Raw genomic sequence first — 20178 nt, forward strand, 5'->3', positions numbered from 1 at the left:
GTGTGTCAAGTTAGTCGCCATGTGCGAAGATTCGTCAAGACTTCACGAAAGGGGGACGGGGTGGCATCGCAACGGGGTGCGCTCGTGGGCGGCACGAGCAGGGGTCTGGTGCTCGACCTGATCAGGGCCCAGGGGCCGATCAGCCGCGTCTCACTGGCAGAGGCCACCGGTCTCACGCAGGCGACGATGTCGACGGTCGTGCGCCAGCTGCTCAGCGACGGCCTCGTCGTGGAGACCGGCCACGGGGAATCGACGGGCGGCAAGCGCCCTGTGATGCTCGACGTGAATCCGAGCTCGCGGTTCGCGGTCGGTGTTCAGATCGGGCGCGAATCCATCACCTACGTGGTGGCCGACCTCGTCGGCGCCATCGTCGGCCGAACGCGCACGCCGGGCATGGACGGCGACGAGCCGGGCGGCATGATCGAACGGCTGGCGCAGGAGATTCGCAACACGCTCGACGGACTCGGCGTCGACAAGGCGTCGGTCGTCGGGGTCGGCATCGCCGCCCCCGGCCCCCTCGACCTGGCGCGCGGTGCGATCCTGCACTCTCCGCATCTCTCGGCATGGGCGGATGCGCCCATCAGGTCGATGCTGTCGACCGCCGTCGGCCTTCCGGTCGTGCTCGACAACGATGCGACCGCGGCCGCGATCGGCGACTTCTGGGGCGGCAAGCTCGACGGCGCCGTGGCGCACGCCAGCGTCTACATGGGATCGGGCATCGGAGCCGGCGTGCTCATCGACGGCATCGTGTTCAGGGGTGCGAGCTCGAACGCCGCCGAGCTCGGCCAGATCGTCGTGACGGATGCGAACGGCGCCGAGACCGTGCTGGAAGAGGTCGCCGGTCCGAGCGCCATAGCCCGAAGCGCGCGCGAGGGCGGAGAGGCCGAGCGCCTCGGGCTGTCCGGCAATGACGACTTCGACGACTTCCGCCTGATCGCGAAGGCCTCGGTGCGCGGCGATCGGGGCGCGGGCGCGCTTATCGACAGATCGGCGGCACACCTGGCATCCGGGGTTCTGACCATGGCCAACCTGTTCGACCTCGACTCCGTGTCGCTGGCCGGGCCGGCGTTCGCCGTCGCCGGACCCGCTTACGTGCGCGCGATCAGCGCTCGGCTGGAGAGCGACTTCTTCGGCCGCGCACAGCACCAGGTGGCGGTGCGGCTGTCGGCCGATGTATCCGACGCCGCTGCGGTCGGCGGCGCCGCCCTCGTGCTGCAGTCCGAACTAGCGCCGCGCACCATGGGGCTGAGCGCCCCCGCCACGGTGTGAGCCGGCGATGCCGGCGCGCCGCGCCGAGTGCCGGCCGCGCCGCCGCTATCCGACGGGGGCGACCGGCCGCGTGACCTCCTCGAGCACCTCGAGAACGTGCCGATACGGGCGCCCTGTCGCTCTGGACATCCCGAGCTCGCACGTGCGGTTCGCCGACACGTAGGCGTCGAACTCGCGTGTCGTGACCTCGACGGCCTCGGCGGACGCTGCGGAGGCCGTGAGCTCGGGATGCAGCATGCCACGGTCGCCCGCGAAGGCGCAGCACCCCCAGGCATCCGGTTCGTACACCTCCTCGGCGACGAATGCGCACACCGCGTTCAGCGCGTCGTCCACATGCAGCGCGGTCGTCGAGCAGGTGCGGTGCACGGCGAGAGAACCCAGTCGCGAGGTGACCGCGAGCTGCGGCAGCAGGGTGTCGCGGGTGAACTGAGTGGCGTCGACGAAACGCAACCCGGCGCCGGCCTCCGCCGCGAGGTTCTGCATGGTCTCGAGACCCTCGGTGCAGGATGCCGCGTCGCAGACGATCGGCAGCCGTCCGCCGTCGCTCGCCGCGTGCAGAGCGGTGAGCACGCGGTGCGACATCTCGCGGTAGCCGTCGAGGTGACCCTTCGACTTCCACGGGGTGCCGCAGCACAGACCGTCGATGCCGTCGGGCACGGCGAGGGACACACCGGCGCGCTCGGCCAGGCTGAGGAGCGCCTGCGTGGCGCCGATGCCGCCCGCCTCCGGCCCGAACATGGTGCCGACGCAGGCGGAGAACAGCACGGCGTCGGGCGCGCCCACCGCGGTTTCTGAGGCGGTGGTGCTGGCTTTGGCTGCGGTCGTTGCGGCAGAAGCGATGGCCCCGGCGGCGGCTGCAGCGGCGGAGGCGGTTGGTGCGCCCATCTCCGCCGCCACTGTGCTGCGCACGCGACCGCCGCCCGGGAGCCCCGCGTCGTAGTGCGGCACCACGTCCTTGCCGAGCACTGCTCTGCCGAGGTCGGTCGCGGCGCCGACGAGCGATGCCGGCACCGCATGCGCGACGGTGAGCGCGGCGGATGCGGCGCGCGTGGAGGCATTCCAATGCCGCGCTGCGGTGCGCCACGTGCGGTCGAGCGCAGGCGTGCGCGTCTCCGCCCTGAGCCGGCGCACGAGGTCGCCTGTGTTGATGCCGACCGGGCAGGCGACGGCGCACATGCCGTCGACGGCACAGGTGTCGACGCCGTCGTAGCCGTAGTCCTGCTCCAGCTGCGCGGCCAGCTCCGTGTCGCCGGCGGCCTTCGCCGTGGCGAGTTCCCTGCGCAGCACGATGCGTTGGCGCGGCGTGAGCGTGAGGTCCTTGCTGGGGCAGCTCGGCTCGCAGTAGCCGCACTCCACGCAACGGTCCACCTCGACCTCGACCCGCGGTGCGGTCTTGATGTCGCGCAGATAGTGCTCCGGGTCGTCCACGAGCAGCACACCGGGGTTCAACATGCCGGTCGGATCCGCCAGGTGCTTGATGCGCAGCATCACCTCGTAGAGCTCGTCGCCGTACTGGCGGCGCACGAAGGGCGCCATCACGCGGCCCGTGCCGTGCTCGGCCTTGAGCGACCCGCCCTGCGCCAGCACGAGGTCGACGAGATCGTCGGTGAACGCACGGTAGCGGCGCATCGAGTCGGCGTCGCCGAAGTCCTCGGTGATCATGAAGTGCAGGTTGCCGTCTTTGGCGTGTCCGAAGACCACGGCGTCGTCGTAGCCGTGCCGCTCGAAGAGCGCGGTCAACGCCGTGCACGTGTCGAGCAGGCGATCGACCGGTACGACGATGTCCTCGAGGAGCGCGGTGGTGCCCGGCCGGCGAGCGCCGGCGATGGTGGCGTACAGGCCCTTGCGCACGTGCCAGAGCGCTGCGCGCTCTGCCGGGTCGGACGAGAGGTCGGCCGGGGCGGCGAGCTGCAACGCGTCCAACGCGGGCCGGGCGGCACTCAGAACGTCGTCGAGTTCGGCGGCGGTGGGGGCTTGGAACTCGACCAGCAACGCCGTGTGGTTCACCACCTGAAGGCGGCGGATGCTGTCGGGGGCGTCGTGCGCGGCCTGCGCGACGCGGAGGGAGGCGGCATCCATCAACTCGATCGTCGCCGGGCCGACGCGCACCAGGTCGGGCAGCGCGGCCGTCGCATCGGCCAGGCTCGGGAACACGAGCAGCCCGGTCGCGATGGCGGGACGCAGCGGCACTGTGACGAAGCGCGCCTCGGCGACCCACGCGAGCGTGCCCTCGCTGCCGATGACCAGGTGGGCGAGGATGTCGATCGCACGCTCGAAGTCAACAAGCGCATTGATGCCGTAGCCCATCGTGTTCTTCATGGAGAACTGGCGACGCACCTCGGCCGTGGCCTCGGGCGACGCGAGCAGCTGGTGCCGGAGCTCGAGCAGGCCCGCATGCAGCGCGGGCTCCGCGTCGCGAAGGCGATCGTCGGCATCCGGCAGAGCGGTGTCGACGACGGTGCCGCTGGGCAGCACGAACAGCAGCGACTCGACGGTGCGATAGCTGTTCTCGGTGATGCCGCAGGCCATGCCGGACGAGTTGTTGGCGATGACGCCGCCGATGGTGCAGGCGATCTCGCTCGCCGGGTCGGGTCCGAGGCGGTGGCCGCGTCTGGCGAGTCGCGTGTTCACGGCACGTACGGTGGCGCCTGGCTGCACGGCGACGCGCCTGCCGTCGTCGTCGATGCGGATGCCGCGAAAGGCACCCCTGGTGTCCACGAGCAGGGCGTTGGTCACGCCCTGGCCCGACAGGCTCGTGCCGCCGGAGCGGAACGTGATGCTGCGCCCGGATGCCCGCGCAGCGTCGAACACGGCCCGCACCTCGTCGAGGCTCCGGGGCTTCACGACGGCTTCGGGCACCAGCAGATAGTGGGATGCGTCGTGGGCCGCCGCGTAGCGGTCGATCGCCCGGATGCCGACCTCGACTCCGCTCAGGCCGGCGAGGCCCGGCTCGCGGGTCGCGGAGTGTCCTGGCTCGCGATGCTGTGTCACGCCTTCTCCCGTTCCGCAGCCGACGCGCACGTTCGGACCGCCGCGGGCCGCTTCGTGCTGAAATCGTACGCCGTGGAACCGGTCTGCCCGCGAGCGCTCAGCCCGTTGCGCTTGGGCGGGCGTCGTTGTCGGCGCCGGTCCGGCGGGCGGCAAGGCAGCGCTGTCGGCGCCGGTCCAGACGTCGACGCTGGCCCGGCTGTCGGCGCCGGCCCAGCCGTCAGCGCAGGCCCAGCCGTCGACATGACACGGCTCTCGGCACCGGCATCAAGAAGCGCGGCGGATAATGACCTGGGCGGCATCCCCCGCCGAGCGTCGACCGTCGAGGTCGCGCCACGACGGTCGCGAGCCCGCGCACGAATCGGAGCCCTTTCACGCCTGATGCACTGACCTTCCTCACCACGTTCTCGTTCAACCCCTACGCGTTCGGGCTGATCGTGGTCGCGGCCGCGCTGTACGGGATCGGCCTGTTCTCCGCGCGTCGCAACGGCACGCGGTGGCCCGCGTGGCCGACCGTGGCGTTCTACGTGTTCGGCCTCGGCTCCTATGCGTGGATCGAGTTCGGGTTTCTGGGCACGTGGAGCACCGAGCTGCGCTGGGCGTTCACCACTCGGGTGGCGTTCCTGCTGTTCGTCGTGCCGGGACTCCTGGCCCTCGGAAGACCCGTCTCCCTCGCACGTGCCGCCCTGTCGGGAACGCCCGCACGAGTGCTCGATCGCATCCTCACGTCGTGGCCTGTGCGGCTGATGGGCAACGCCATCTTCGCCCCCGTCGTCGCACTGGTCGGGTTCTGCCTGTTCCTCACTCCTTTCGCCGCCGCGTTGCGTCTGGACCCGGGATGGGAGGCGGCGATCACCATCGGGGTCCCCCTTGTCGGTCTGCTCATGGTGCTGCCGGTCACCGACAGCGGGCTGCTGCGCACGAGCCTGTTCATCACGGCGGAGTTCATGCTCGCGTTCGTCGAGCTGGTGCTGGATGCCATTCCGGGCATCCTGCTGCGCCTCAACGAGTCCGTGCTCGACCACGCCACCGCGCTGAGCGGTGCGCTGCCGTCGTGGTTCCCGACGGCGCTGCACGACCAGCACCTTTCGGGCGACTTCCTCTGGTTCATCGCGGAGATCGCGGACATTCCGGTGCTGATCATCCTGTTTCTGCGGTGGATGCACACCGACAAGCGCGAGGCCAAGCAGATGGACGACCTCACCGACGAGCAGATGGAGCAGCTCACCCAGGAGCACCTGAAGCGCTTCCAGCGGTAGGGCGCCGGCCGACCGCCGCCCCCGGCGTGCCGGTGGCTGGCAGCACACGCCAGTCGGTCGGTGGCTGCTGTCACACCCCTGAATTGAAGACCGGAGTGATCGCGCTCTCGTCACGAAGACCGGCGGAATTCGCCGGTATTCGTTGACACCTCCGGTCTTCACGGCACCTCAGGGTCGCCCCGCGGCCAGCAGCGTGCGGATGATCTCGATGCATCCGTCGAGGTCTCCCATGACCTGCGCATAGCCGAACCGATGACACCGCATGCCCCGCCGGACCAGCCCCGCGTCGCGCCTGCGGTCCTTCGCGCGTTGCGTGGCCGATGAATGCCACTGGTCGCCGTCGGTCTCGATCACCAGCCAGCCATTGATGACGAGGTCGACTCGCCCGACTCGTGGAACGGCGACTTGCACCTCCACCTTCCAACCTTCGAGCATCGCGGCGACCCGCACGATGGACTCGAGTCCGGATTCGGCTCGCGGCTCGATCAACCGACGAAGGCGACGAAAGCGCCGCGGCAGTCGCGCGAAGAGGTCGGCGAGTTGTGGAGCCGTCATCACGTTCGTGTTCAGTGCACTGTCCACAGAGGCGATGAAATGCACAGGCTCGACGCGGGCCGCCAATTGCGCGAGGGCGCTGACGATATCCGTTCGCCATCGCTTTCCTTCCGGCCATGCGAAGTCATGCGGATAGACGCGGTACTCGTCGTCGCCGAGCGTCGGCAGGTGGCTTGCTCCGGGCGGGGTCGCCACGCAGAGCCCCGTGTTGTGCGACACCCACACGCCGAATGAGCGGAGTGCGCTTTCGCCGCCGAGGATGCCACCGAGCTCGACGGCGCGAACCGCGTCGGGCTCCGCCTGCGGAGTGGCGAGCCAAGAACGACGGATGCTCCGTGCGTTCCCGTCGTCGGCGAACCGCCGTAACGACCTTGCGGAGCAGCCCACGACGCGCAGTTGGGAACGGGTCGCGAGTCCGCCACGACGTGACAGTTCGGAGGCGATCGAGGGCATCCATCGATCGTGGCCGGCATCCCGGATGCACGTGAGTGGCAGGCACGGAAATGTGGAGCACGCGACGCCGGGGGCCCCTGTGGGCGCAGAGCTGCCCGGCGCATCCGCAAGCGGATACGCCCCTGAGCCAGCGCATCGAAAACCGGACGTGTGAACGAATACCGGCGAAAACCTCCGGTCCCCGGCGCGAGAGCGCGACCACTCCGGTTTTCGCACCGGTCTGCCGGGGCGGGGGCGGGGGCGGGACCGGGGGCGGGCCGGGGCCGGCTGGCCTACTTCACCAGGGGGAAGAGGATGGTTTCCCGGATGCCAAGGCCCGTCAGGGCCATCAGCAGGCGGTCGATGCCCATGCCCATGCCGCCCGACGGGGGCATGCCGAACTCGAGGGCGCGCAGGAACTCCTCATCGAGGCGCATCGCCTCGTCGTCGCCCTGCGCCGCCAGCCTGGCCTGCTCCACGAAACGCTCACGCTGCACGACGGGGTCGACGAGCTCGGAGTATCCGGTGGCGAGCTCGAAGCCGCGGATGTAGAGGTCCCACTTCTCGACGACGCCCACCTTGGAGCGGTGCGCGCGCACCAGCGGCGAGGTGTCGACCGGGAAGTCGCGCACGAACGTCGGCCGCTCCAGGCCGCCCTTGACGAAGTGCTCCCACAGCTCCTCGACGTACTTGCCGTGGATGGGGTGCTTCACCTCGATCTCGAGCAGCTCGGCGAGAGCCGCCAGCTCGTTGAGGGGAGTCTCGGGAGTGATGTCGGTACCGCCGGTCCACGGAACGCGACCGTCGGAGACGGCCTGCGTGAGGGCATCCGTGAGGCTCTCGTACATCGAGACCGAGTCCCACTCGCCGCCGAGGTCGTACTCGGTGCCGTCGGCCCAGGTCACGACGTGGCCGCCGCTGGTAGCCCATGCCGCGTCTTGGATGAGCGTGCGCGTCAGCTCCGCCATCGTGTTGTAGTCGCCGTACGCCTGGTAGGCCTCGAGCATGGCGAACTCGGGCGAGTGCGTGGAGTCGGCGCCCTCGTTGCGGAAGTTGCGGTTGATCTCGAACACCCGCTCGATGCCGCCCACGACGGCGCGCTTGAGGAACAGCTCCGGCGCGATGCGCAGGTAGAGCTCGGTGTCGAACGCGTTCGAGTGCGTGACGAACGGGCGAGCGGATGCCCCGCCATGCATCGTCTGCAGCATCGGCGTCTCCACCTCGATGAAGCCGCGCGAGGCGAAGGTGGCGCGCAGCGACGCCACGGCCTTGCCGCGATTCACCACGTTGAGACGGGCCTGCTCGCGGGCGATGAGGTCGAGATACCTGCTGCGCATGCGAGTCTCTTCGGAGAGCTCGTTGTGCAGATTGGGCAGCGGCAGGATCGCCTTCGCGGCGATCGTCCACTCGTCGACCATGATCGAGAGCTCCCCGCGACGCGACGAGATGACCTCACCGTGCACGAACACGTGGTCGCCGAGGTCGACGAGCTCCTTCCAGCGAGCGAGGGACTCCTCGCCCACCGACGCGAGCGACACCATCGCCTGGATGCGCGAGCCGTCACCCGCCTGCAGCGCGGCGAAGCACAGTTTGCCGGTGTTGCGGAGATGCACGATGCGACCGGCGACGCCGACCTGCACACCGGTGGCGGCATCCGCCTCGAGCTCGCCGTACTCGGCACGCAGCTCCGGGATCGTCGACGTGATCGGGAGGGTGACCGGATAGGCGCCGCCCGCGGCATCAGCCTCGGCGATCAGCCGCTCGCGCTTGGCGAGCCGCACGGCCTTCTGCTCGCTGACCTCGTCAGCGCTCAGTTCGTCTGCGCGTGGCTCGTCTGCCATGGTTCCTCTTCGTTCGGTGATCGGGTGGTGCTGCGGTGTGCGGTTTCGAGACGCTCGCCTGCGGCGTGCTCCTCAAGCTGCGGTATGTGACTCTTCTGTGTGGCTTCGAGACGCACGCCTTGGGCATGCTCCCGGGCCTGCGGTACGGCCCCTCACCCGATGACCACGCTCGCGTTGTCGATGAGTCGCGTTGTTCCGACCTGCGCCGCGATCAGGGCGAGGGCGGTTCCGCGATACCCGTCGGTGACGGAACGGAAGGTCTGCGGGTCGACGATGGCCAGGTAGTCCAGCTTAACCGCCGAGGATGCCTGCACCCGCGCCCTCCCGGCCTCGAGCGCCGCCGAGGTGCCCCGCCTCGCCGCCGCCGCGAGGTCGTGCAACGCCTCAGACAGCGTGACCGCCTCGCCGCGCGCGTTCTCGTCGAGGAAGCGGTTGCGGCTGGACAGCGCGAGCCCGTCGTCCTCACGCACGATCGGCGCCGCCTCGATGAACACCGGAACATTGAGGTCGGTGACCATCTGACGCACGAGGAAGACCTGCTGCGCGTCCTTCTGGCCGAAGAGCACGGCATCCGGCTGCACGATGTTCAGCAGCTTGTCGACGACGGTGAGCATGCCGTCGAAATGCCCAGGTCGTGACGCTCCCTCGAACAATGCCGCGACCTCGCCGCCGGCGACCCTGGTCTGGGTCGGACCGGTCGGATACATCTCCTCGACGCTGGGCGCGAAAACCACATCGGCGAGTCCCCGCAGCGCGACGACATCGTCGTCGAGCGTGCGCGGATAGCGGTCGAAGTCCTCGGCCGGGCCGAACTGCAGCGGGTTCACGAAGACGGACACGACCACGACCTCGGCGAGCTCGCGCGCCCTGCGCACGAGCGACAGGTGCCCGTCGTGCAGCGCGCCCATGGTGGGAACGAGAGCGACGCGGTCGCCGCGGGCACGGGCATCCTGCACGCTGCGGCGGATGCCTGCGATGGTCGGCTCCACGCTCGGCGTGTGCTCGGCCTCGGTCATGTGTCCTCCGGTTCGTCGTCGGGGTGGGGGCGCCCGCTCGGGGGCGATGCGAGGTCGTGGTCGGCGAGGGACGACCAGTCGCCGGTATCGTCCCACGTGCCGGCAACGTGCGGTGATCCTCCGAGGTCCCAGCTGCCGCTGCGCGGAGGGTCGGTGTGCGTCTGCAGCAGGCCGGGCACATCGAGCGCGTCGAGCTCCGTCGGCGCTCCGGCCCTGCGCAGGGCCTCGTCGACGGATGACCGCACCAGCGACGACAGATAGGCCCCCGGGTTCTCCACCCCCATGCCCGCCAGCAGCCCGGATGCCTGCTCCACGATGGAGCGCGAGAAGGTGGTGGCCGTCGAGATGGCCTCCGCATACGCAGCCCGATCGGCCTCGTCGACCACGACCGGTTCTCCGCCCATCTCCACCGCGAGCGCCTGCCCGATCGGCAGCACCGGTGCCGGCGCTGTGACCGCGAAGTACGTCTCTGCGAGGCGCGCGAGGTCGAGGCTGGTGCCGCTGAACACCATGGCGGGATGCAGCGCGAGCGGAATGGCACCACGCTGCAGGGCGGGCGTGAGCACGCCGACGCCGTGTTCGGGTGCCGTGTGCACGACCAGTTGGCCCGGTTGCCACGCCCCGGCGAGCGCGAGCCCGTTCACCAGTTCGGGCAGCTCGGCTCCTGGCACGGCGAGCAGCACGAGCTCGGCGCGCTCGATGATCTGCGGAACCGCGAGCACCGGCACGCCGGGCAGTAGCGCCTCCGCGCGCTCGCGGTTGACGGTGTTCGACGTGGCGATGCCGACGATGGCGTGGCCCGCGCCGGCAAGCGCCGCACCGAGCACGGGGCCGACGCGACCGGCCCCGATGATTCCGACGCCGAGGCGTCCCGAACGAGGGGGCATCAGGCGTCCTCTCCGTCTGGCGATGGGGTGCCGGAGAGCGGGGCGTCGACTTGCTGCGCTCGCTCAGGGCGCGGGTCGGAGGACTGCGCGCTCCCAGGCAGCGGGTGCGCACCGTGCTCGACCTCGGCCCACGCGATCGCACCGGAGGAGACCAGCGCGAACAGCTCCTGTGCTGCGCGAACATCGGCCACCGGCAGCTTCGCGTGCACGGGGCCGTCGACCAGGTGGGCGTCGGCCGAGGCGAGTCCGAGGATGCGCCGCGCGGGCCCCTGCTCCACCTCCACGCTCTGCAGCCGGGCCAGCGGCACGAACATCACGCGTCGCCAGAGCGCGCCGTGCCTGAACACGACGACGCCGTCCGCGATCGTGTAGCCGGTCTTGCGCCACGAGAACGGCCGCAGCCAGGCGGCGCGGCGCGGCGCGGACGAGAACGCGGACTGGTCGGCGCGAGCGACCATGCCGGCGTGGGCGATGGCATCCCGCACCGCGTCGTCCATGCCGGGCAGCAGCAGCGGCAGCACGCGCTGCACGTCGCGCACGCTGCCGACGGGCAGCGTGGTCGTGCGCGCCTCGCCCGCCGAGTTCTTGCCGTGGGTGTGGCCCGCCGTGTTCATGCGCATCTGCCACCAGCCGAACGGCCGCCAGGCCACCGGCTGCAGCAGCTCGACGGCGTGGATGCGCTGCGGCGGGATGGTCTCGCTGCTCGTCGTGAGCAGCCCGAAGCCGATGCGCACGCCGGCGTCGCTGCCCGCGATGTTGTAGCGCACGGCCTTGCTGAACCGTCGGATGTAGAGGCCGCCGAGGCTCAGCACGGTCGGGAAGATCACGATGATCAGCCACAGCCGTCCGGTCGACGCGCCCGCGATCATCGCGATCACGATGGCGAACATCACCAACGAGGGCCCGCTGAGCAGCAGCGAGCCGGCCAGCCGGCCGGGATGCATGCGCACGACGGATGCCGGCGGTGCGGCATCCGGGTCGAGGTCGGCTGGCGAGATGAACTCGTTCGCCCGGTCGAGGAGGAGGTCGCCGACGCGGCCGCTCCCTGAGCGAGGCGACGCAGAGTCGAAGGGCTGCCCGGGCGCGACACCCTTCGGTCCTTCGACCGGCTCTGGGCGGCGTTCGCCGAGCTCGCTCAGCGGACTCGAGGCCGCCGCCTCGGCCGCCTCCTCCGCCCGCACCCCCGATGCCAGCCGCAGGATCTCCCGGCGCAGAGTCTCCGTCACCTTCGACGGCAGGTAGGCGAGATGCACGTTCGCGTCGTGACCGGCCACCACGATCTCGAGCTTCGCCGCCCCGAACAACCGCGCGAACACGGGTCGCTGCACGTTGATGCCCTGAATGCGGTCGAGCCTCGCCTTGCGCTCCTGCCTGCGCAGGATTCCGCTGCGCAGCTCGACGGCCTGGTGCGTCACCCGGAACGTCTGCACCCGCCATGACAGCGCGAACACTCCGACGCACACCGCGATCACCGCTGCCGCGATCCCGATCGCCGGCCACACGAAGTTGTGTCGCACGATCACGTCGACGGGGTCGCCTGACGGGTAGTCAGGGGTGTTCAAGAAGAAGGCCACGATGCGCTCGCGCAGGTTCGCGACGATCACGCCGACGACGGCGACGATCGCGATGCCGCCGCGCAGCAGCGGGGTCGCCTTGTGCATCCGGTGCCACTCGCCATCGGCGAGGCCGGTCGCTGTGGTGTACGACTGGGTCACGATGGCGTCAGAGCCCCGTGCGCCGCGATTCGGCGAGCTCGATGAGGCGGTCGCGCAGCCACGCTGCATCCGCTTCGACGAGGCCCGGGATGGAGACGCGAGAGGATGCCGCGGCCGTCACGAACTTGAGCTCGGCGAGCCCGAGCATCCTGTCGATCGGTCCGCGCTCGATGTCGAGCAACTGCATGCGGCCGTACGGCACGGCGACGAAACGCTGGAACATGATGCCGCGCCGCATGAGCAGGTCGTCGTCACGAAGCACGTAGCCGATCGCGCGGGCGCGGCGGGGCGCGATGATCAGCTGCACGATCGCGATCACGACGATGACGACGAGCGCGATCCACGCCCAGTCCCAGCGCAGCACGAGCCAGGCGAACACGGCGATCGCCGCGGCGATCACGCCGCCGACCAGCGAGCTGACGATCACCACGACCACGTACTTCGGCGACACCCGCTGCCACTGCGTCGTCGGGTCGCCGGGGGCGATGTCCAGTCGTTGCGGCACTGTGGCTCCTCGGGCATCTGCCGTGGCCCGTGCTGGGCTGCGGCGCGCCATCCATGGTACTGAGACGGTCCGAAGGACGCCCCGGTTAGAGGGTTCGACCAAAGAAGCCGGCGAATGGATGTTCGCCCTCTCACCTCGGGCAGGCATCCGGTGCGTCCTAGTGTGGGTCTGGGCTCGCGCCGACGCCGAGCCGTACACCCCGTCCCCTTCGATCGGAGACCCACGTGTCCCAAGCAGTTTCGGTTGCCACCACTCGGCTCGTCCCCACGCTCGCCGACCGCGTCGTACCGCGCAGCGCCGTCGCGAACACCCTGCTCATCCTGGGCGGCACCGCGGTCGTCGCGGTCTCCGCGCAGATCTCCGTTCCGCTGTGGCCCGTTCCCGTCACGGGGCAGACGTTGGCCGTGCTCCTCGTGGGCGCGAGCCTCGGAGCGTGGCGCGGTCCGGCATCCCTCGCCCTGTACCTGGTGGCCGGGCTCGCGGGTCTGCCGATCTTCGCCGAGTTCACCGGAGGCCCCGCCTCGGTGTTCTCGCCCAGCTTCGGCTTCATCATCGGATTCATTCCGGCAGCAGCCCTGATCGGCTGGCTCAGCGAACGCGCGTGGGACCGCCGCCCGGTTCTCGCCGCTCTCGGTTTCCTCGCCGCGAGCCTCGTCCCGTTCCTCTTCGGCCTGCCCTACCTCGGCCTCATGCTCGCCCGCCTCGGCCTGCCGCACGACTTCACGGCCGTGATGGCGGCCGGATTCACGCCATTCATCATCGGCGGCATCGTGAAGTGGGCCATCGCGGCGGCGCTGCTGCCGGCATCCTGGGCGCTCGTGCGCCGTATCGACAAGCGCTGACGACCAGCCCGCCGACGACCAGCCGAAGTGCCCGGCCGACACTGTGTCGGCCGGGCACTTCGGCGTCGACATGACATCGGACCCGAGACATGCCGATCGGGCATGTTTTCGGCGCGAGAGCACGGACCGTCATGTCGACGCCACACTCCTGGACCGCCTCACCCCTCGCCCGGAGTGACGAACCCGCTCTCGTAGGCCATCACGATGGCCTGCACCCGGTCGCGCGCGCCCAGCTTGGCCAGCATGCGCGCGATGTGCGTCTTCACCGTCGCGTCGCCGATGAACAGGGCTCGACCGATCTCCGCGTTCGACTTGCCCTGTGCCAGCTGCGTCAGCACCTGGCGCTCGCGATCGCTGAGCGCCATGATGTGCTCGCGCAGCTCCCCGTCTCCCGGCGCGCTGCGCACGAAGCGCTCGATCAGCCTGCGAGTCACGGCCGGCGCGAGCAGGGCGTCGCCGACCGCGGCCTGACGCACGGCCGACACGAGCTGCTCGCGCGGGGCATCCTTCAGCAGAAACCCGGCGGCACCGGCCCTCAGTGCCTCGAACACGTACTCGTCGATGTCGAACGTGGTGAGCACGAGCACGCGAGAACGGCGGTGCGCCTCGGTAAGCCGCTTCGTGGCCTGGATGCCGTCGAGCACCGGCATGCGCACGTCCATGAGCACCACATCGGGGTCGTGCTCCGCCACCGCACGCACGCACTGCTCGCCGTCGGCCGCCTCGCCCACCACCTCCATGTCGGGCTCGAGATCGAGGATGAGCCTGAACCCGGTGCGCACGAGCTCCTGATCGTCGGCGATGAGCACGCGGGTCACGACGGCCTCCGGCTCCGCCGCCCGGCCGGAAGGGGCAGCACGGCGTCGGCCTCGAAGCCGCCGTCAGCGGTCGGGCCCGCGTGCAGGGTGCCGCCGAGGGACTCGACTCGCTCGCGCATGCCGCGCACGCCGTATCCGCCACCCGCCGTCTGCTTGCCGCCGACCGCGGATCCGTTCTCACCCGCGGTGTTCGTGACGCGGAGCACGAGCCGAGAGCGCTCCTGCGTGATGGTCACTACGGCGTCCGCGCCGTGCGCGTGCTTGCGCACGTTGGTCAGGCACTCCTGAATGATGCGGTACCCCGCGAGGTCGACCTCGGGCGGCACGAGCGCGTCGGTGAGGCGCACGTCGAGTTCGACGGAGCATCCACTCGCGCGGGTCGCCTCGACGAGTCCTTCGATCGCGCCGATGCCGGGAGAGTCGACCCCAGGCAGCTCGTCATCGTCGGTGCGCAGCACGTCGAGCATGCGACGGATCTCGCCGAGCGCGCCGCGCGCCGTCGAGCGGATGGCCTGCACCGGCGCCGCGGCGCGGTCGGGGGCGCTGACCAGGGCGGCTTCGGCGGCATCCGACTGCACGGCGATGACGCTGAGGCTGTGTGCGACGATGTCGTGCAGCTCACGGGCGATACGCACGCGCTCCTCGGCCACCGCCAGCCGCGCCGCCTCGTGCTGACGCTGCTCGGCCGTGGAGACGCGGGTGCGCCAGTACCTGCTCAGCCGACCGAGCAGCCACAGCCCGCCGAACAGCAACAGGATGAACACGTAGTCGACACCGTTGTCGATGCGCTCCTGCACGAGAAGTGCCGCGACGAATACGGCGCCCGCGACGGCCGCGACACCCTCCGAGCGGTACGCGGCGAGCGAGTACATGGCGATGGCGTAGACCGCGAGCGACCACAGCGACCCCGGCGGCTGCGACGCCACCGTCTGCACGAACCCGGCCATCACGATGATCGCCACGCACACCAGCGGCTCGCGTCGCCGCCAGAGGAGTGCCGCCGTCGTGGCCACCGCGACGGGCAGCGTCAGGGCGACCGGCCCCTCGTCGGGGTTGCCGGTCAGCACGCTGGCCACGGCCACGATGCACAGCAGCGCGGCCAACGCCACGTCGGGCACGGGAAAGCCCGCAAGCCTCCGTCGCCTCAGCCGCACGACCGCGTGCCACATGGTGCCACTCTATTGACCGGCATCCACGGGCCGCATCGCCCGCACGGACTACACCGATCACCCGCGCGGCGCGCACGGTCCGCCCGTGCGCCGACGCGGCGGCATCCTCTCCCAGCGCAGCCTTCAGAGAGCATGCGCATTCCAGCGCACCAAAGAAGGGACAGAAGGATGTCTGCCACACTCGCCAGGGCCGTCTCGGTCTCGGCCCTCGTCATCGGTCCGCTGAGCCTGATCGTCACCAGCGTGACGCAGTGGCTGCTGCAGCCGACCGGCGATCAGCCATGGGGCGCCGCCGCCCAGTTTCCGACCGCCTGGACGGTGATCGCCCTGCTCTCCGTGCTCGGCCCGCTGGTGTGGATCGCCGGCCTGCCCGCCACGGTGTCGCTCGCACCGTCCAAGGGCGGCACCGTCACGCTCATCGGCGCGCTGCTCACCGGAGCAGGACTGGCCGCCGGAGTCGGCCACCTCGCGCTGTTCTTCGGGCTGTACGGTGCGATCGCGGGGTCGGGAGCGTCCGGCCACGCCTCCTCGCAGGTCGCGGCGGCCGGCGATGCCGACGTGCTCGGCACGGTGCTGCTCGTCGCCTTCCTGATCGGGTTCTCGCTCGGCCCGATCGTGCTCACCGTCGGCCTCCGCATCGCGGGCGTGGTCGGAGTGTGGGTGCCGATCGCCACGATCGTCACGGCCGGAGCGAACCTGTTCGGCGGTCCGATCGCCGGTGTCGTGCAGCTCGTGACGCTCGTACTGGTCTGGGCGCCGCTCGTCGTGGCGGTGGCCAGGTCGGGCGCGATCGCGGCGCGGCCAGCTGCAGCGACCGCGGTATGAGCTGCCGCCGCCACAGGCGGGCCCGACACCGCGAGAAACATGCCCCCTGAGCGAGCGAAGCGAGTCGAAGGGACGAACGTCGTCGGTTCCGCTGTCCCTTCGTGCCGGGTCCTCGAGCCTGAGGCGACGCGAAGGGACAGCGGAGCGGGAGTGTGCGGCCGCTCGCTCAGGGAGCGCCAGTGCGGGGCCGGCGCCTAGGCCTGCGCGATGCGGATCATGTTGCCGCTGGGGTCGCGCACCGCGGCATCCCGAACTCCCCAGAACTGGTCGGTCGGTTCCTGCAGCACCTCGACGCCGGGCGCGGCGGCGAGCTTGTCGAACGTGGTCGCGAGGTCGTCGGTGCGCAGCTGCAGCATCTGCAGCTCGCCCTTGGCCAGCAGGGCGGCGACCGCGTCACCGTCGTCCTGCGATCGCCCGGCGTGCGGCTGCTCGAGCACGATCTCGATCTCGGGCTGCGAGGGCGTCGTGAGCGTGATCCAGGTGAACTCGTCTCTGGAGACCTCGTTCTTCACGGTCAGCCCCAGGATGTCTCGGTAGAAGGAGAGGGCGGCCTTCGGGTCGTCGACCAGAACGTGCACGCCGCTGATAGCCACTGTCATGACCTCAACGCTAGGACCCCTGCTGACGGCGTGCTTCTCCGATCCTGCTCGGGTTCAGGATGCCCCGCCCGTCGATGAGGCGAGGTCCCGTTCCTCGAGGTGCGCGCGTCCCTCGCCCCTGCGGTGCCGGGTGAGCACCATCGCCTGACACGAGGCGAACGAGTCCAGCGCGTCGTGGTCGCGGGCGCGATACGCCGACGGGGACTCTCCGACGAGCTCCGTGAAGCGGGACGAGAACGAGCCGAGGCTGGTGCAGCCGACGGCGGAGCAGACATCCGTGACGCTGAGGTCGCCCCTGCGCAGCAAGGCCATGGCGCGCTCGATGCGCCTCGTCATGAGGTACGAGTAGGGCGTCTCCGAGTACACGTCGCGAAAGCGGCGGCTGAAGTGCGCCGGCGACATCAGCGCCGTCGCGGCGAGCGCGGGCACGTCGAGCGGCAGTGCGAAGTCGCGGTCCATGCGGTCGCGCGCCCTGCGCAGTCGACGCAGCTCGTTCAGATCGACGCCCATCGCTCCAGTCTCTCTTCTCAGCGCGCGGGCGCGTGCTCCGCGCGCTCCGCGTCGTCGTCCTGAGGCGGCGGCAGCGTGCAGAAGAATTCGGCGATGAGGCCGGCGACGAGCAGGATGACCGCACTCACCGCCGCGACGACGCTCAGCCAGACCGCGTCCGACGTGGCCGGGATGGGCCGCGTCAGCACGTAGATCACGATGCCGACTCCGGTGCCCGTGAGCAGGGCACCGACAAGGCTGCACGCCTTCGCCAGCACGGCGACGCGCATGGCCCGGAACGGATCGACGTGCACCCGCACCTTGCTGTGCACCGCGCGCCTGATCGGAATCGCGAACAGCACCACGATCACCGCGATGGCCACGAGCGTGATCGACAGCGAGACGGGCGGAATGAGCATGGATGCCCCCGCCGCCACGAGCGCGATCTCCAGCAGGTAGCCGATCACCACCCCGATCACGCCGAGCGCGATCAGCGGGATGGCCCCTGTACGCCTCACGACGCGCCGCCTTCGTGGTCGGCCGTGCCCGTGGTGGCAGTGTCGCTCGCGCCGCCGGTGGCCTCGCCGCCGTGGCCGTCGCGCAGCCGCGCCAGCAGCGCGTCCACGCGTCCCGCCCCCGGCAACTCCGCGTCCGGATCCACCGCGAGCCACGGCGCCAGCACGAACTCGCGCTCGGCCGCGCGCGGGTGCGGCAGCACGAGCCGGTCGTCGGCGATGTGCCTGCCGCCCATCGCGATGAGGTCGAGGTCGAGCGTGCGGTCGCCCCAGCGTTCGGTGCGCACGCGGCCGTGGGCATCCTCGATGCGGTTCAGCTCGTCGAGCAGCGCGTGCGGGTCGAGCGCCGTCGAGATGAGCACGACGCCGTTGAGGTAGCGCGGAGCATCCTCGTCGACGCCGTCGAGGCGCAGCGCGGCGGTCTCGAGGTAGGGCGAGACCGCATCCACCCGCACCCCGGGCGTCGCGGCGAGGTCGTCGATCGCCGCACGCACGGTGGCCTCGCGGTCGCCGAGGTTGCTGCCGAACGCGACAACGGCCGGCTCGAAGGTGCGGAATCGCTGCGGCTTCGGCGTCACCGGTGTCACAGGGCACGCTCCGTTCCCGTGGACTCGGCCCGAGGCGTGGCGGGCCCCGCGTCGTACCAGGCACGGTCGCGAACGACGGTCACGGCCACGTCGCCGAACGGCACCTGGATGGGCGCGCTCGGCTTGTGCACGGTGACCTCGGTGCGCTCCACCGGATACGACAGCACGACCCTGGCGATGCGTTCGGCGACCGTCTCGATGAGGTCGACAGGGTTCGAGGCGACGGCCGCTGCCACGTCCTCGGCGAGTTCGCCGTAGTGCACCGTCGCCGCGAGCTCGTCGCCGCGAGCGGCCGGACCCAGATCGAGCCACGCCGTCACGTCGATCACGAAGTCCTGGCCCTGCTCGCGCTCGAAGTCGAAGACGCCGTGGTTGGCGCGCACGCGCACGCCGGTGAGGGTGATGCGGTCGTCGCTCATCGGTCCATCCTCGCGTCACCCTGCGACAGTCCATGGGCATCGTCAGACGCTCCGACCCAGGCACGAACCACGTCCAACGCGATCTTCGTCGACACCACGTCGTGCACGCGCACACCCCACACGCCGTCGCGTGCGGCGAGCGCGGCCACGACGGCGCTCGGCAGGTCGCGGTCCTGTGCGGTCGAACCGGCGGGCATGAGGTCGCCGAGGAACCGCTTGCGGGATGCCCCGACCAGCACGGGCAGACCGGCCGCCTCGAACTCGCGCAGGTGCCGCAGCACGTCCCAGTTGTGTTCGGACTCCTTGGCGAATCCCAGGCCGGGATCGACGATGATGCGTCCGGGCGCGATGCCCTGACCTTCCAGCGCGTCCACGCGCCGGAACAGCTCATCGCGCACCTCGCGCGCGGCATCCGTGTACCTGGCCAGGTCGTTCATGCTGCGGCTGTGGCCGCGCCAGTGCATCACCACGTAGTCGACGTCGCTCTCGGCGACGAACGGCGCCATGGCCGGGTCCGCGAGCCCGCCGGAGACGTCGTTGACGATCTGCGCGCCGGCATCCACCGCCGCCCGTGCCGTCTCGCTGTTCATGGTGTCGATGCTCACCCGGATGCCCCGCCCTGCGAGCTCCCGCACCACCGGCAGCACGCGCCCCAGCTCCGCAGGCACCGGCACGCGCTCGGCGCCCGGCCGTGTGGACTCGCCGCCGACATCGACGATGTGCGCGCCCTGCGAGGCGAGCTCGATGCCGTGCGCGATGGCCGCGTCGGTGGACGCCCAGCGCCCGCCGTCGCTGAACGAGTCGGGCGTGACGTTGAGCACGCCCATGACACGGGTCGTCGAACCGAGGATCACCGGATGCCCCGCCCGATCAACGCGATCAGCTCAGCCCGCGCGATCGGGTCGCCGAGCTCGCCGCGGCTGGCGATCGTGACCGTCGAGGCGTCCGTCTGCCGTGCGCCGCGCGTGGTCACGCAGGTGTGCGTCGCGTCGAGCACGACGAGCACGCCCCGCGGCTCGAGACCGGCCACGAAGGTGTCGGCGATCTCCTCGGTCAGCCGTTCCTGCAGTTGCGGACGCGACGCCAGGATTTCGACCACCTTGGGCAGCCTGCCGAGCCCGACGACGCGGTCGCCCGGCAGGTAGGCGAGGTGGGCGACGCCGGTGAACGGCAGCAGGTGGTGTTCGCACATCGACCTGAAGTGGATGTCGCGCAGCACCACCGTCTCCGCGTCGCTGTCGCCGAGGGGCACGGTGTCGCGCAACGGCTCGAGCGGATCGAGCGCGAGGCCGCCGAAGAACTCGGCGTAGGCATCCGCCACCCGCTGCGGGGTCTGGTCGAGGCCCGGACGCGCGACATCCTCGCCGATGGCGGCGAGGATGTCGGCGACGGCCGCCTCGATACGTGCGCGGTCGACAGCCATACGGATATTCTGCCCGGTCGGGCGA

The 20178-nt window shown here is 70.6% G+C and carries 19 protein-coding genes and 1 pseudogene; 4 read left to right on the forward strand and 16 right to left on the reverse strand.

From position 1 onward, the window contains the following. Window positions 1-60: 60 nt before the first annotated feature. Window positions 61-1269 carry an ROK family transcriptional regulator gene (locus tag FPZ11_RS10390; RefSeq protein WP_146320675.1) on the forward strand — a complete coding sequence of 403 codons (1209 nt, stop codon included), beginning with the start codon at window positions 61-63 and terminating at the stop codon, window positions 1267-1269. A gap of 45 nt (window positions 1270-1314) precedes the next feature. On the opposite strand, the gene FPZ11_RS10395 is transcribed toward FPZ11_RS10390, so the two are convergent. Next, on the reverse strand, window positions 1315-4260 hold the full coding sequence (locus tag FPZ11_RS10395) for an FAD-binding and (Fe-S)-binding domain-containing protein (RefSeq protein ID WP_246846182.1): 2946 nt from the start codon (window positions 4258-4260) through the stop codon (window positions 1315-1317). A gap of 434 nt (window positions 4261-4694) precedes the next feature. Between FPZ11_RS10395 and FPZ11_RS10405 the strand changes: the two genes are divergently transcribed. Next, a complete protein-coding gene (locus tag FPZ11_RS10405) occupies window positions 4695-5516 on the forward strand; it encodes a cytochrome c oxidase assembly protein (protein WP_246846183.1) in 822 nt (273 codons plus the stop codon). 168 nt (window positions 5517-5684) lie between these two features. Here FPZ11_RS10405 and FPZ11_RS10410 read toward each other — a convergent pair whose 3' ends face one another. The 6 genes and pseudogenes from FPZ11_RS10410 to FPZ11_RS10435 form a co-directional block, all read right to left on the reverse strand. Continuing rightward, entirely contained in the window at window positions 5685-6524 is an 840-nt protein-coding gene (locus FPZ11_RS10410) for an endonuclease domain-containing protein (protein ID WP_146320681.1), read from the reverse strand. A gap of 272 nt (window positions 6525-6796) precedes the next feature. Next, window positions 6797-8344 carry a lysine--tRNA ligase gene (lysS, locus tag FPZ11_RS10415; RefSeq protein WP_146320683.1) on the reverse strand — a complete coding sequence of 516 codons (1548 nt, stop codon included), beginning with the start codon at window positions 8342-8344 and terminating at the stop codon, window positions 6797-6799. Between the two features lie 152 nt (window positions 8345-8496). Continuing rightward, on the reverse strand, window positions 8497-9360 hold the full coding sequence (panC, locus tag FPZ11_RS10420) for a pantoate--beta-alanine ligase (protein ID WP_146320685.1): 864 nt from the start codon (window positions 9358-9360) through the stop codon (window positions 8497-8499). 173 nt (window positions 9361-9533) lie between these two features. Then, window positions 9534-10247: pseudogene (locus FPZ11_RS10425) on the reverse strand (Rossmann-like and DUF2520 domain-containing protein); the annotation flags it as partial. Then, entirely contained in the window at window positions 10247-11962 is a 1716-nt protein-coding gene (locus FPZ11_RS10430) for a PH domain-containing protein (RefSeq protein WP_146320689.1), read from the reverse strand. The pseudogene FPZ11_RS10425 and the gene FPZ11_RS10430, both read right to left, overlap by 1 nt. A gap of 7 nt (window positions 11963-11969) precedes the next feature. Further along, complete coding sequence (locus FPZ11_RS10435; RefSeq protein ID WP_146320691.1) at window positions 11970-12467, reverse strand: PH domain-containing protein; 498 nt, start codon at window positions 12465-12467, stop codon at window positions 11970-11972. 224 nt (window positions 12468-12691) lie between these two features. Between FPZ11_RS10435 and FPZ11_RS10440 the strand changes: the two genes are divergently transcribed. After that, on the forward strand, window positions 12692-13309 hold the full coding sequence (locus tag FPZ11_RS10440) for a biotin transporter BioY (protein WP_146320694.1): 618 nt from the start codon (window positions 12692-12694) through the stop codon (window positions 13307-13309). Between the two features lie 158 nt (window positions 13310-13467). Here FPZ11_RS10440 and FPZ11_RS10445 read toward each other — a convergent pair whose 3' ends face one another. Continuing rightward, window positions 13468-14127 (reverse strand): response regulator, encoded by a 660-nt coding sequence (locus FPZ11_RS10445; RefSeq protein WP_146320696.1) that lies wholly within the window; start codon window positions 14125-14127, stop codon window positions 13468-13470. Continuing rightward, window positions 14124-15296 carry a sensor histidine kinase gene (locus FPZ11_RS10450; RefSeq protein WP_146320698.1) on the reverse strand — a complete coding sequence of 391 codons (1173 nt, stop codon included), beginning with the start codon at window positions 15294-15296 and terminating at the stop codon, window positions 14124-14126. Before FPZ11_RS10450 ends, FPZ11_RS10445 begins: the two co-directional genes overlap by 4 nt. Window positions 15297-15464: 168 nt before the next feature. Here FPZ11_RS10450 and FPZ11_RS10455 point away from each other — a divergent pair, with 168 nt between their 5' ends. Further along, window positions 15465-16121, forward strand: a complete 657-nt coding sequence (locus FPZ11_RS10455) for a hypothetical protein (RefSeq protein ID WP_146320700.1) — start codon at window positions 15465-15467, stop codon at window positions 16119-16121. Window positions 16122-16315: 194 nt separating this feature from the next. Here FPZ11_RS10455 and FPZ11_RS10460 read toward each other — a convergent pair whose 3' ends face one another. From FPZ11_RS10460 to folE, 7 genes are read right to left on the reverse strand one after another with little or no spacing between them, the layout of a single operon-like run. Further along, entirely contained in the window at window positions 16316-16720 is a 405-nt protein-coding gene (locus FPZ11_RS10460; protein ID WP_146320702.1) for a VOC family protein, read from the reverse strand. 54 nt (window positions 16721-16774) lie between these two features. Further along, on the reverse strand, window positions 16775-17230 hold the full coding sequence (locus tag FPZ11_RS10465) for a helix-turn-helix transcriptional regulator (protein ID WP_146320704.1): 456 nt from the start codon (window positions 17228-17230) through the stop codon (window positions 16775-16777). A 17-nt stretch (window positions 17231-17247) separates the two neighbouring features. Further along, entirely contained in the window at window positions 17248-17727 is a 480-nt protein-coding gene (locus tag FPZ11_RS10470) for a DUF3180 domain-containing protein (protein WP_146320706.1), read from the reverse strand. Beyond that, complete coding sequence (gene folK / locus FPZ11_RS10475) at window positions 17724-18311, reverse strand: 2-amino-4-hydroxy-6-hydroxymethyldihydropteridine diphosphokinase (RefSeq protein WP_146320708.1); 588 nt, start codon at window positions 18309-18311, stop codon at window positions 17724-17726. Before folK ends, FPZ11_RS10470 begins: the two co-directional genes overlap by 4 nt. Further along, entirely contained in the window at window positions 18308-18730 is a 423-nt protein-coding gene (gene folB / locus FPZ11_RS10480) for a dihydroneopterin aldolase (protein WP_146320710.1), read from the reverse strand. Before folB ends, folK begins: the two co-directional genes overlap by 4 nt. After that, window positions 18727-19557 carry a dihydropteroate synthase gene (gene folP, locus FPZ11_RS10485; protein ID WP_146320712.1) on the reverse strand — a complete coding sequence of 277 codons (831 nt, stop codon included), beginning with the start codon at window positions 19555-19557 and terminating at the stop codon, window positions 18727-18729. Before folP ends, folB begins: the two co-directional genes overlap by 4 nt. A 23-nt stretch (window positions 19558-19580) precedes the next feature. After that, a complete protein-coding gene (gene folE, locus FPZ11_RS10490) occupies window positions 19581-20153 on the reverse strand; it encodes a GTP cyclohydrolase I FolE (protein WP_146320714.1) in 573 nt (190 codons plus the stop codon). Window positions 20154-20178: the final 25 nt, after the last annotated feature.

Origin of the sequence: Humibacter ginsenosidimutans (assembly GCF_007859675.1) — a bacterium.
Lineage (GTDB): Bacteria > Actinomycetota > Actinomycetes > Actinomycetales > Microbacteriaceae > Humibacter > Humibacter ginsenosidimutans.